The following is a 12340-nucleotide window of genomic DNA, read 5'->3' as shown; positions in this document are numbered from 1 at the left end:
TGCGTTATGGTCAATAAACCCCTAACAATTTACTAATTTAGCTTTTAAGTAAAACTCCGTACATGATTTCCAAAGAACAATTTCAAGAAGAAATAGATTATATTATAAAAAATGCCATTCGGGAGGATGTAGGTGATGGGGACCATAGCTCACTATCATGTATTCCTGCAACGGCCCAAGGTAAGGCTAAATTATTGGTGAAGGATAATGGAATTATTGCTGGCGTAGAATTCGCCAAACAAGTTTTTAAATATGTGGATTCCAATATGGGGGTAGAGACATTAATGGCGGATGGTTCTCCCGTAAAACATGGGGATATTGTTTTTTATGTTTCGGGAAGTTCACAAAGTATTTTAAAAGCGGAACGGTTGGTTTTAAATGCCATGCAGCGTATGAGTGCTATTGCTACAAAGACAAATTCTTTTGTTAAGTTGTTGGATGGTACGGGAACCAAAATTTTGGATACAAGAAAAACTACTCCCGGTATTCGTGCCCTGGAGAAATGGGCCGTTAAGATAGGAGGTGGTGAAAATCATAGATTTGCACTCTATGATATGATTATGCTAAAAGATAACCATATAGACTTTGCAGGTGGAATAGATAAGGCTATTCAGAAAACCAAAGACTATTTGAAAGAGACCGGTCGTGATTTGAAAATAATTGTAGAAGCACGGGATTTAGGTGAGATAAAGCAAATACTGGATGCAGGTGGGGTGTACCGCATTCTAATTGACAACTTCAATTATGAAGATACTCGTAAAGCGGTAAAGCTGATTGGCGATACCTGTTTAACCGAGTCTTCAGGTGGAATCAATGAAAACACCCTTCGTAAATATGCTGAGTGTGGTGTGGATTACATTTCTTCTGGAGCACTGACGCATTCGGTCTATAATATGGATTTAAGTCTAAAAGCGGTGTAAATGTCGCAAGAGATAGAAGAGAAAATTGATAAAATCCCTGTAATTAATTGGCTGGCGCGTCTTTTAAAAGGCATAAAGTTACCAGCTTTTGAGGGACTATCTCTTTATGATTTAATGGAAATGTATGTACTGGGTATATTCCGTGGGGCTATTTCTACCCGTGCCAGTGCCATTGCTTTCAGTTTGTTTTTGGCACTGTTCCCCTTACTTATATTTCTTATTACTTTAATTCCTTTTATTCTGCCGTATGTAAGTGTTGGCAATGAAAATTTTGATTCTCAGTTTTTGGTGTTTTTAGAATCTTTTTTGCCATCGGCTACCAGTGACTATTTTGGGGATATCTATCAGCAGATAAAAGACCAAAAAAGGGGCGGGTTGTTGTCTTCGGCATTTTTGTTTTCCATTTTTTTGATGGCCAATGGGGTGAATGCCATTTTTGGTGGATTTGAAAATTCGTATCATGTAGAGCTTACCCGTAATTTTTTTCGTCAATATTTGTATGCCCTAATGGTTGGGCTTATTCTGTCCATATTGTTAATCGTTGGTGCTGTGGCTTATGGTTATTTTGAATTTTATATTACGGATTACCTGAGCGTATGGGCCGCCAAAACAAGAGGCTATGATTTAACGGAAAACGATATTGTAGGCGCTCAAATGGGCAAAGTATTGTTCTTTGTTCTATTGTCCTACTTTACGACCGCAATATTGTATTATTTTGGCACGACAGAAGGTAGGCATGCTCGTTTTTTTTCGGTTGGCGCTTTAATGACTACCTTATTATTTATGCTTACTTCATACCTTTTTGGGGTATATGTGGAAAAATTTGCCCGATATAATGAATTATACGGAGCTTTAGGAGGTTTGTTGATACTTATGGTATATATCTGGTTAAATTCTAATATATTGTTGCTGGGGTTTGAGCTAAATGCTTCTTTGAACTCTTTAAGAAAAACATATCATAAAAGATGAGCGTAACCAATATAGTAAGTTTAATTTTTCTTTATTTGACCCTTATTCCTGTGGGGCAGTCTCAAAGTGTTTTCGGAAAATGGAAAACTATTGATGATCGTACGGGCAAACCAAAAGCTATTATAGATATCTATGAGGAAGATGGTAAAATGCACGGTAAAGTAATTGAGATAGTAGAGGAGGGTAAAGAGAATTTCATTTGCAGTAAGTGTGATGGGGATATGAAGGATAAGCCTGTTTTGGGTATGACTATAATTGAGGATGCGGAACATCATGGAGATGGGGTCTATAAGGGTGATACACTGTTTGATCCTCAGCAGGCCATGACCTTTAGATGTAAAATTTGGCTAAACCCCGATAATCCTGATGAGCTTAAAGTAAGGGGGTATTTGGCCTTTATTTATCGTACCCAGACTTGGGTGCGTGTAGACGGATAGAATTCCAACCGAAGTATGCAGTATTTTATTGACGTAATATTACCGATTCCTTTAGAGAAACTTTTTACCTATGCTATCTCCCAAACGGAAGCTGAGTTTTTGCGTCCGGGTATGCGTGTAGGCGTTCCTTTTGGAAAGTCTAAAATTTATACGGGTTTGGTGCATCAAGTGCATACCAATGCCCCAGTGGTTTATGAGGCAAAGGAGATAGACCGTATCTTAGATGAAGATCCTATTATCAACTCTATTCAGTTAAAACATTGGCAGTGGATTGCAGATTATTATATGTGCACCATTGGTGAGGTGTTCAGAAGTGCGGTTCCTGGAGCTTTTTTGTTAGAGAGTGAAACTCTTATTCTTAGGAATGATAGTAGTAAAGTGGATGAGTCCATTTTAGAGGATGACGAGTTTTTGGTTTTTGAGGCTCTACAACATCAGCCGTTGTTGAAAGTACAAGAAGTCAGTGCTATTATAGACCGAAAGAATATCCTACCTGTTTTAAATCGACTTATAGAAAAAGGTGTTATTCTCTTAAAGGAGGAGATGTACGACCAGTACAAACCTAAATTGGTTCGTTATGTGAAACTTGGGGAAGAATATCTCAAGGAAGAGAAATTGGAAGCTTTATTGAACGATTTATCCAGAGCGCCCAAGCAGAGCCAAGTTGTACTCTCTTTATTTCAATTGCAAGCAACCCATAAAAAACCCATAAAAATATCGGAATTAGAGCAGGCTAGCGGAGGTTCTAAAGCGGTTATTAAGTCGTTAATCGATAAGGATATTTTAGAAGAATATTTTATACGAACGGATCGTGTAAACTATGAAGGCGAGGAAGATAACTATGCTCTAAAAGCTTTGAACGAATACCAGCAAAAAGCTTTTGAGGACATCTCAAAGAGTTTTCAGGAAGAAAGGGTAACATTGCTTCATGGGGTCACATCTTCGGGTAAGACGGAAGTATATGTACGTTTAATTGAGGAATGTATCCAAAAAGGGAAGCAGGCGTTGTATTTACTTCCTGAAATAGCCTTAACAACACAACTTATTTCTCGTCTACAGGGGTATTTTGGCGAAAAGGTATCAGTATATCATTCAAAATATAGCGTTCAGGAGCGGGTGGAAGTTTGGAACAATGTTCTGGCCAAAAAGGATAAAGCGCAAATTGTAATAGGAGCTCGTTCGGCCTTGTTTTTACCATACTCGGATTTAGGCCTTATAGTGGTTGATGAAGAACATGAGAGTTCTTTCAAACAATTTGATCCAGCACCTAGGTATCATGCTCGGGACGCTGCAATAGTATTGGCCAAACTACACAATAGCAATATTCTTTTAGGTTCTGCTACGCCAAGTATTGAAAGTTTTAATAATGCTAGAATAGGTAAATACGGGTATGCAACTATTACAAGGCGTTTTGGTAATGTTCTTATGCCGGATATAGAATTGGTAGATTTAAAAGAACAGAGCAGGAAGCGTAGAATGAAAGGTCATTTCTCCGAACGTTTATTTCTAGCGATTCAAGAAGCATTGGAAGAAGGGGAGCAGGTTATTTTATTCCAAAATAGAAGAGGGTATGCCCCTATAGTAGAATGCACCACTTGTGGACATTCTCCACAATGCCCTAATTGTGATGTGAGTTTAACGTATCATCAATATAAAAAACAATTGCGTTGTCATTACTGTGGTTATCATATGGCGCTGCCAGAAAGTTGTCAAGCCTGCGGAAGCCCAACGTTGGACACCAAAGGTTTTGGAACCGAACAGGTGGAAAAGGAATTGGAAACCTTGTTCCCGGATGCGAAGACCTGGAGAATGGATTTGGACACAACGCGTGGTAAACATGGTTATGAGAAAATAATTACGGCATTTGAACAGCAAGAAATGGATATTCTTGTAGGGACTCAGATGCTGACCAAAGGACTCGATTTTAGAAACGTGAGCTTGGTGGGTATTATGAATGCCGATTCTTTATTGAATTTTCCAGACTATAGGGCACATGAACGTTGCTTCCAGTTGTTAACGCAAGTGGCCGGGCGGGCAGGACGGACAAAAAAAAGAGGTAAAGTTTTAATTCAGAGTTATAATCCATATCACCAGATATTGCAACAAGTATCTACGCATGATTATGATACCATGTTTAGGGAACAATTGTATGAGCGGGAGCAATACAAGTATCCTCCCCGCAACCGGATTATAAAAATTACGTTTAAGCATAAAGAATACAATCGTTTAAATGAAGCAACGGAATGGTTTGCGAAAGCTTTGAGAACAACTTTAGGGGGTAATGTGCTGGGGCCTGAATATCCACCAGTGGCCAGGGTGCGAAACCAGTACCTAAAAAATATCTTGATTAAGATTCCGCATTCGCAATCTGTGGTAAAAACGAAACTCGCCATTAAGAAAATAGAAAAGTCTTTTAATTCCGTAGCTCAATACCGTAGTGTACGGGTAATATATAATGTAGATCATATTTAAAGGTAAAGTAAACTAGCTAGGGCAAGTCTAGGAGGTATTAAAAGGAATACACTTTTATTTCGAGGCAAGCCTAAGCGCATTTAGTCTCGATTATCGAGTAAAAAAAATCCCGAACATTTTAAAATGTTCGGGATTTATATTTTAAAGTAGAAGTGCTAGACATTGGCAAGTGCTTCTGCCAATTCGGTCTTTTTATTCCTGCTGAGAGGAATAGACCTTCCGCTAACTTCAACATTTTTACTGTTGAATTTTTCTATCTTCTCTAGATTCACAATGTAGGATTTGTGAATACGCAAGAATTTATCTTCCGGTAATTGCTGCTCAAATGATTTCATGGTAGACAGGATAACGATGTTCGCTTCGTCCGTAACTAATTTAATATAGTCACCAAGGGCTTCTATCCATTTAATATCGTTTAAGATTACCTTACGTTTTTTAAGGTTGCTCTTTACGAATATATGCTCTTCGTCTTCCTGTACTTTATGCAGTTGCTCATATTTGGCTACCGCTCTTTTTACGGATGCGTCAAATCTGGCAAGTGTAATTGGTTTGTGCAAATAATCCGTTACATCGTAATCAAATGCTTTAAGGGCATAATCTGGTTTACCTGTAATCAAAATTACTTGAGGACTGTTTTCTAAGGATTCGAGTAGGTCAAATCCACTGATGATAGGCATTTCAACATCAAGAAAAATAAGATCGATCTCGTTGTTCTTGATGCCGTTTTTAGCTTCGATCGCATTGCTGTACTCGGCCACCATAGCAAGGTTGGGGTGACTGTTTACAAGCTTCGCGACTGCCATTCGTTGCATGGACGAATCGTCTACGATAATACTTCTTAATTTCATAAATGGGTCGATTTGTGGGGTTAAATCATCGACAAAATACTAAAAAAAGCCGTTTTAATACAATAATGTTGTAAAGTAGGTGTGCTTTTTTGTGTAATTTGCAATGACATAGGTTAAGATTTGGTTATGTAAGATTTTAGGATTATCAAAGTATAACGAAGAAATTTCCATTTTCTTGTGAAGTCTCATAAAAATTCTTACTTTTGCGCTCCTAAAAAATATATATTTATGAACCATTACGAAACTGTTTTCATTTTGAATCCCGTGCTTTCTGATGATCAGATAGCGGAAACAGTTAAGAAATTTGAGGATTTCTTAATTAAGAATGGCGCCAAGATGGTCTCCAAAGAAAACTGGGGACTTAAGAAATTGGCCTATGCCATCCAACACAAGAAAAGTGGATTTTACCACTTGTTCGAATTTACTAACACTGGTGAAGTCATCACTCCTTATGAGCAAGAGTTCAAAAGAGATGAGCGTGTTATGCGTTTTTTAACAGTGAAGTTAGACAAGCACGCAATTGAGTGGGCTGAGAAAAGAAGAACAAGGTTAAAAGCTAAAGCTTAAGGAATTATGGCAACATTACAACAACAAGCAAAAGGAAAAAAAGACGGTGAAATCCGTTATTTGACTCCATTGAACATTGAGACCAATACTAAAAAGAAGTATTGCCGTTTCAAGAAATCAGGTATTAAGTATATCGATTACAAAGACGCAGACTTTTTAATGAAGTTGGTAAACGAGCAAGGTAAATTGTTACCTAGAAGACTTACCGGTACTTCTTTAAAATATCAGCGTAAAGTGGCTCAAGCGGTCAAAAGAGCACGTCACTTGGCTTTGATGCCATACGTAGGAGATTTATTAAAATAAATTTAAGGCAAGATGGAACTTATACTAAAACAAGACGTAGAGCATTTAGGCTTTAAAGATGATGTCGTAAACGTAAAGAACGGTTACGGTAGAAACTACCTTATTCCAAGAAACTTAGCTACTATGGCTACTGCTTCTGCAAAAAAGGTATTGGCAGAGAACTTAAAACAAAGAGCTCATAAAGAGAAAAAAGTGGTTGATGCAGCAAACAAAACTGCTGAAGCACTTAAAGCTTTAGAGTTGAAAATTTCTGCAAAAACAGGTGCGGCGGACAAATTGTTCGGATCTGTTACTACAATTGATCTTGCTGCCGCTCTTGAAAAAGAAGGTCACAGTATCGATAAAAAGTTTATCAATATCCAAGGTGGTGCCGTTAAACGTACAGGTCCTTATAATGCGCAGATAAGATTACATAGGGAAGTAATAGTAGATTTCCCATTTGAGGTTGTTGCAGATAAAAAATAACGTTAATAGAACGTTAATAACCTAATGATAACTTAGAAGAGCTATGCTTGCATAGCTCTTTTTTTTTGCTCTATTTTTGTAAGACTAACTCAAACAGATGATTATGTCTTACAAAGTTCATTTAAGTCTTGTGCTATTTTTCACCTTCTTTAGCGCAATTTCGCAAGTCACAACCTCCAACATGAGCGGTTCGGTGGTGGACGATCAAAACCTACCGCTATTAGGAGCCAACGTAGTTGCTGTTCATACCCCAACGGGTACCAAGTACGGTGCTATTACCAACGAAGATGGTCTTTTTAGAATACTCAACCTAAGGGTAGGCGGACCTTATACCGTGACAGTTTCTTATGTTGGTTTTAAGCCACATACGCTTACCAATGTATTTTTGTCTTTAGGGGAGACGTTTAATGTTAATATAGACTTAACAAGTGAAAGCCAGGCACTGGACGAAGTTGTTGTGGTGTCAGATAGGTCTGGGACCTTTAACGGTGATCGTACTGGTGCTGAAACAAGTGTAGGAAGAAGAGAATTAACGCGCTTGCCAACCATTTCTCGTTCTGCACAAGATTTTACTAGATTAGAGCCCACAGCCAGTGGAAATTCTTTTGGTGGGCGTAATGACCAGTTTAATAACTTCTCTTTGGATGGAGCGGTTTTTAATAACCCTTTTGGTTTAGACGCGGCAACTCCTGGTGGGCAGACCGGTTCTCAACCTATTTCTTTAGATGCTATTGAACAAATACAAGTTTCTACGGCTCCTTATGATGTAACTCAATCCGGTTTTACCGGTGCAGCGGTTAACGCAGTAACCAAAAGTGGAACAAACGAATTCCACGGAACTGTGTACGGTTTTACCAGAAATGAAAGCTTAACCGGCGGAAAAATTAAAGGGGAAGACGTAACAAAACCGGATTTGAACCAAAATCAATACGGGGTTAGTATTGGCGGGCCTATAGTTAAAGATAAATTGTTCTTTTTTGCAAACTTTGAAAAGGATGAAAGAGATGATTTGGGAACAAATGGCTGGGTCCCAAATAGTGGATCGGGTGCCATTAATGAATCTAGAGTTTTAGAGAGCGATTTAATGTCTGTTCAGTCTGCTCTTGCAAGTGCTGGTTATGATACGGGTTCATATGACGGCTTTACGCATGCTTCGGAATCAACTAAAGGTATTTTTAAGTTAGACTGGAACATAAACGATGATCATCGTTTAGCGGTTATTTATAATTTTTTAAGAGCTTCTAAAGAAAAACCGGCGCACCCAACTGCAATTAATACAAGAGGACCAAATGCAAATACATTGCAGTTTCAAAATTCGGGTTATGAGATTAACAACAACTTAAATTCTTTTCAGTTGGAGTTAAACTCAACTTTTTCCTCAACAACCACCAACAAATTACAAGTAGGATATACTCATTTTGATGATTTTAGAGACCCTTTTTCAACCCCGGCTCCCGTTATAAACATTACAAAGGGTGGCTCACCTTATATCATTGCTGGGCATGAACCATTTTCAATTAATAACAAACTGGATCAAAAAGTATTTCAGGTTACAAATAACATGAATTTCTTTAAAGGCAATCATACCTATACAGTTGGTTTTTCTTTTGAAAAATTTCAGTTTGACAATTCCTTTAACTTAAAAGGTTACGGGTTTGATGTGTTTGGTAGTGTAGCTATTGACCAGGAAACTGATTTAGATGGCGATGGTACGTTTGATACTGATTATATTAATGATCAAACCGGTGCAACCAACTTACAGGCTTTTCAAGACTTTTTAGTAAGTAGATATGGCCAATCATTTACGGATGCACAAAACACTTTTAATACCAAAAACGCTTTAGGCGATGGAGTAGATGGTGGATGGTTATTGGCTGAAACAAATGTAGGGCAACTGGCTTTCTATTTACAAGATGAGTGGAATATATCTGAAAAATTTAGATTGACTTATGGAGTACGTCTTGATAAACCACTATTTTTTGATACTGCTGATAAAGCTCAGGAATTTATTGATACGGATAATGGAGAGATATATTTACCTGATACAGAATACTTCGATCCAGAAACTGGAGAGGCTTTGTTGATTGATTCTACGGAAATGCCTAACAATGATTGGTTAATTTCTCCTCGAGTTGGTTTTAACTACGATATTAAAGGAGATAATTCATTTAAGTTGCGTGGGGGTACGGGTGTGTTTACCGGTCGTTTTCCTTTTGTTTGGGTAGGTAACCAAGTAAGTGGTGTGGATGCTTTTTTCTACCAAGCTGTAGATCCAGACTTTAAGTTTCCTCAAGTTTGGAGAACAAATATAGGGGTAGATAAAAGATTGGAAAACGGTATTGTTTTAACTGCAGATGTTTCTTATACCCAAGATATTAATGGTGTACATGTTCAAAACTGGGGATTAAACAAACCTACAGGCCAATTACAAGGCGTAGATAGCAGAGCAACTTACTTAGATGGGGATTATGCAAAAGCAACCCTGCCATGGGGCGAAGTTACCAATGGAAACGCTTACGTGATGACAAATTCTAACAAAGGAAGAATCTGGAACGCTTCTTTAAAAGCTGAAAAATCTTTTGCCAATGGACTGTATACAATGTTAGCGTACAGTTTCTTGGATTCTAGAGATGTAAATTCAATTGAAGCTGAAATTACAGGAGATGCATTTGCCGGAAATCCTGCTTTAGGTAATGTGAATAACGATGTTTTAGCTCATTCTAAATATGGAGATAAGCATCGTTTTATTGGAGTTGCTAGTAAAAAGTGGGATTATGGGAATGATAAATGGTCAACAACACTATCTACATTCTTTGAGTATGCGCAAGGTGCACGTTTTAACTACACTTATGGTGGAGATATTAATGGAGATGGTTCCGGTATCAATGACTTAATCTATATTCCTACTACAAGTGAAATTGGCTCAATGCAATTTACTGGTACTGGTGATGCTGCTAGTTTAGAAAACTACATTTCTCAGGATGATTATTTAAATGAACGAAGAGGTGAGTATGCTGAAAGATATGGGGCGATATCTCCTTGGAGAGGAAAATGGGATGTAAAGCTGTTGCAAGATTATAGAATCAAATGTAGCAACGGTAGAACAAATACAATTCAATTAAGTTTTGATGTGTTGAATATAGGAAACATGATAAACTCAGATTGGGGGCTTATCCAACAGCCAAATAGCGAACAACTTTTAGGAGTAGCTTTTGATGATGCTGGAGTTCCTGTATATACCTTTAATGGAGATCAACAAAGTACAACATTTGGTTATGATTCAAGCTTGGCATCCAGATGGCAAGCCCAGGTTGGTTTACGTTATATTTTCTAAAAACTAAATCATATTTTTTGAAACAAAGGCCGTACTTATCGTACGGTCTTTTTATTTTTGCAGAATGAAATATACGAGGCTTACAAAGCAGCAACTAGAAGAACTGCATCAAGAGTTTATAAACTTTTTGGCTACACAGTCCATTACAGGAGATGAATGGGAGGAAATCAAAACCAATAAGCCAGAAGTGGCCGAAGATGAAATTGATGTTTTCAGTGATTTGGTTTGGGAAGGTGTGCTTGCCAAAGTGGAGTATTTAGAAAATATTTCCGAGAAACAAATGCATCTTTTTCATTTAGCGGAAAAGGAAATGAAATTGATTTCTGTTAAGATCATGAATCCAGAAATCGATTTGAATACTAGTATCGGTTTTTCTTGGTTTAAAAAGAACTGGCAGTCAGATTTTGTTGAGTACCTCACCGCCGCCAAAGCGTATACGGAAGATAAAAATCTAGATAAGTTTCAGCTTATTCAGCAAGGGGCCGTTATCACCAAAGGAGACCTGTACCAATGGTTCGATAACGTCATTGAATCATAATACGTAAATCTACTTTACTTTATTGAAAATAGGCTGTTTGTTTATCTAGTAAACAAAGAGCGCCTCTTTCTAAAATTTTATATTTGCACCACAATTATATCTAATGGCACAAAAACCAAGCATACCAAAGGGAACAAGAGATTTTACTCCTTCCGAAGTCATAAAGCGGAATTATATTTTTGATATCGTAAAAAAGCATTTTCAGACCTTTGGATTTCAGCCTATTGAAACCCCTTCTTTTGAAAACTCGGATACCTTAATGGGTAAATACGGTGATGAAGGTGATCGCTTGATTTTTAAGATTTTGAATTCTGGGGATTACCTCAGTAAGGTGGATGAAACAACATATAGTTCAAAGAACTCTAATGTTTTGACTTCCAAAATTTCCGAAAAAGCGCTACGCTATGACCTAACAGTGCCTTTTGCCAGATATGTTGTAATGCACCAAAACGAGATTGACTTTCCGTTTAAGCGCTATCAAATTCAACCGGTTTGGCGTGCGGATAGACCTCAAAAAGGGCGTTTCCGTGAGTTTTTTCAGTGTGATGCGGATGTAGTCGGTTCCGATTCTTTATTACAGGAAATAGAATTTGTGCAGTTGTACGATGCGGTTTTTACTGATTTAAAGTTGAACGGTGTCAACATTAAAATGAATAACCGAAAAATTCTTTCGGGTATTGCAGAAGTTATAGGTGCACAAGACCTCCTCATAGATTTTACCGTTGCTTTGGATAAGTTGGATAAAATTGGTGAAGAAGGGGTAAAGAAAGAAATGGCGGAAAGGGGACTTACTCCTGAGGCAATAGCCAAGGTGGAACCACTTTTCTCACTTTCAGGAACCAACCTAGAACAGCTTGAAGCTTTGAAAGAGCTTTTAAAAGATTCGGAAACCGGAAGTAAAGGGGTAGAGGAACTGACTTTTATTATAAGTACTATAGAACAATTGGGCTTACAGTCCGCTAAACTTTCTATTGATGTTACTTTGGCCCGTGGACTCAATTATTATACGGGCGCTATTTTTGAAGTAGCGGCGCCAGAGGGTGTAAAAATGGGCTCTATAGGTGGCGGTGGTCGTTATGATGACTTAACGGGAGTTTTTGGCTTAAAGGATGTTAGTGGAGTGGGTATTTCATTCGGTTTAGATCGTGCGTATTTAGTGTTAGAAGAATTAGGTCTCTTCCCAGAAAGTATTGATCAGTCTTTAGACTTGCTCTGTTTAAATTTTGGAGATAAGGAGGCTTTGGCAGCGTTGAAACTTGTGTCCGAATTACGAAAGAATGGAGTGAAAGCAGATGTATACCCTTCAAGCGCCAAAATTCAGAAACAATTTAAATATGCCAATAACAGAAAGGTTCCTTATGTGGTTTTAATTGGTGAGCAAGAGTTAGAAAACAACTTGTTTGTAGTTAAAAATATGGCAGAAGGTTCTCAAAAAGAATATAGTTTGAATGAGGTAGAGGCTTTTGTAAAGAGCCTGGTATAATTAG

11 protein-coding genes are annotated in these 12340 nt (G+C 37.8%); 10 read left to right on the top strand and 1 reads right to left on the bottom strand.

The annotated features are described in order from the left end of the window. Nucleotides 1-62: 62 nt before the first annotated feature. From nadC to priA, 4 genes are read left to right on the top strand one after another with little or no spacing between them, the layout of a single operon-like run. Nucleotides 63-920 (top strand): carboxylating nicotinate-nucleotide diphosphorylase, encoded by an 858-nt coding sequence (gene nadC, locus P0077_RS00190; protein WP_276167166.1) that lies wholly within the window; start codon nt 63-65, stop codon nt 918-920. Then, the gene (locus tag P0077_RS00185; protein ID WP_276167165.1) at nt 921-1889 is read left to right on the top strand and encodes a YihY/virulence factor BrkB family protein; all 969 of its coding nucleotides are present in this window, start codon (nt 921-923) and stop codon (nt 1887-1889) included. It begins immediately after the preceding gene. Further along, nucleotides 1886-2326: a DUF2147 domain-containing protein gene (locus tag P0077_RS00180; RefSeq protein WP_194530867.1), complete on the top strand. Its 441-nt coding sequence runs from the start codon at nt 1886-1888 to the stop codon at nt 2324-2326. The genes P0077_RS00185 and P0077_RS00180 overlap by 4 nt, the downstream gene beginning before the upstream one ends. A 15-nt stretch (nt 2327-2341) precedes the next feature. Beyond that, nucleotides 2342-4798: a replication restart helicase PriA gene (gene priA / locus P0077_RS00175; RefSeq protein WP_276167164.1), complete on the top strand. Its 2457-nt coding sequence runs from the start codon at nt 2342-2344 to the stop codon at nt 4796-4798. Between the two features lie 155 nt (nt 4799-4953). On the opposite strand, the gene P0077_RS00170 is transcribed toward priA, so the two are convergent. Next, on the bottom strand, nt 4954-5646 hold the full coding sequence (locus P0077_RS00170) for a LytR/AlgR family response regulator transcription factor (RefSeq protein ID WP_194527733.1): 693 nt from the start codon (nt 5644-5646) through the stop codon (nt 4954-4956). Between the two features lie 228 nt (nt 5647-5874). On the opposite strand from P0077_RS00170, the gene rpsF reads away from it, so the two are divergent. The 6 genes from rpsF to hisS all read left to right on the top strand — a co-directional run bounded on the left by rpsF (nt 5875) and on the right by hisS (nt 12336). Beyond that, nucleotides 5875-6213: a 30S ribosomal protein S6 gene (gene rpsF / locus P0077_RS00165; protein WP_194527732.1), complete on the top strand. Its 339-nt coding sequence runs from the start codon at nt 5875-5877 to the stop codon at nt 6211-6213. A gap of 6 nt (nt 6214-6219) precedes the next feature. Next, complete coding sequence (gene rpsR, locus P0077_RS00160) at nt 6220-6516, top strand: 30S ribosomal protein S18 (protein WP_013991412.1); 297 nt, start codon at nt 6220-6222, stop codon at nt 6514-6516. A gap of 12 nt (nt 6517-6528) precedes the next feature. Then, a complete protein-coding gene (rplI, locus tag P0077_RS00155) occupies nt 6529-6981 on the top strand; it encodes a 50S ribosomal protein L9 (RefSeq protein ID WP_276167163.1) in 453 nt (150 codons plus the stop codon). Nucleotides 6982-7084: 103 nt separating this feature from the next. Beyond that, nucleotides 7085-10315, top strand: a complete 3231-nt coding sequence (locus tag P0077_RS00150; RefSeq protein ID WP_276167162.1) for a TonB-dependent receptor — start codon at nt 7085-7087, stop codon at nt 10313-10315. 64 nt (nt 10316-10379) lie between these two features. Next, nucleotides 10380-10853, top strand: coding sequence for a DUF6495 family protein (locus P0077_RS00145; RefSeq protein ID WP_276167161.1), 474 nt, complete (start codon nt 10380-10382; stop codon nt 10851-10853). A gap of 103 nt (nt 10854-10956) precedes the next feature. Further along, nucleotides 10957-12336 carry a histidine--tRNA ligase gene (gene hisS / locus P0077_RS00140; RefSeq protein WP_276167160.1) on the top strand — a complete coding sequence of 460 codons (1380 nt, stop codon included), beginning with the start codon at nt 10957-10959 and terminating at the stop codon, nt 12334-12336. Nucleotides 12337-12340 lie beyond the last annotated feature (4 nt).

Source organism: Zobellia alginiliquefaciens, assembly GCF_029323795.1.
Lineage (GTDB): Bacteria > Bacteroidota > Bacteroidia > Flavobacteriales > Flavobacteriaceae > Zobellia > Zobellia alginiliquefaciens.
This window is presented reverse-complemented; position numbering and strand designations above follow the sequence as displayed.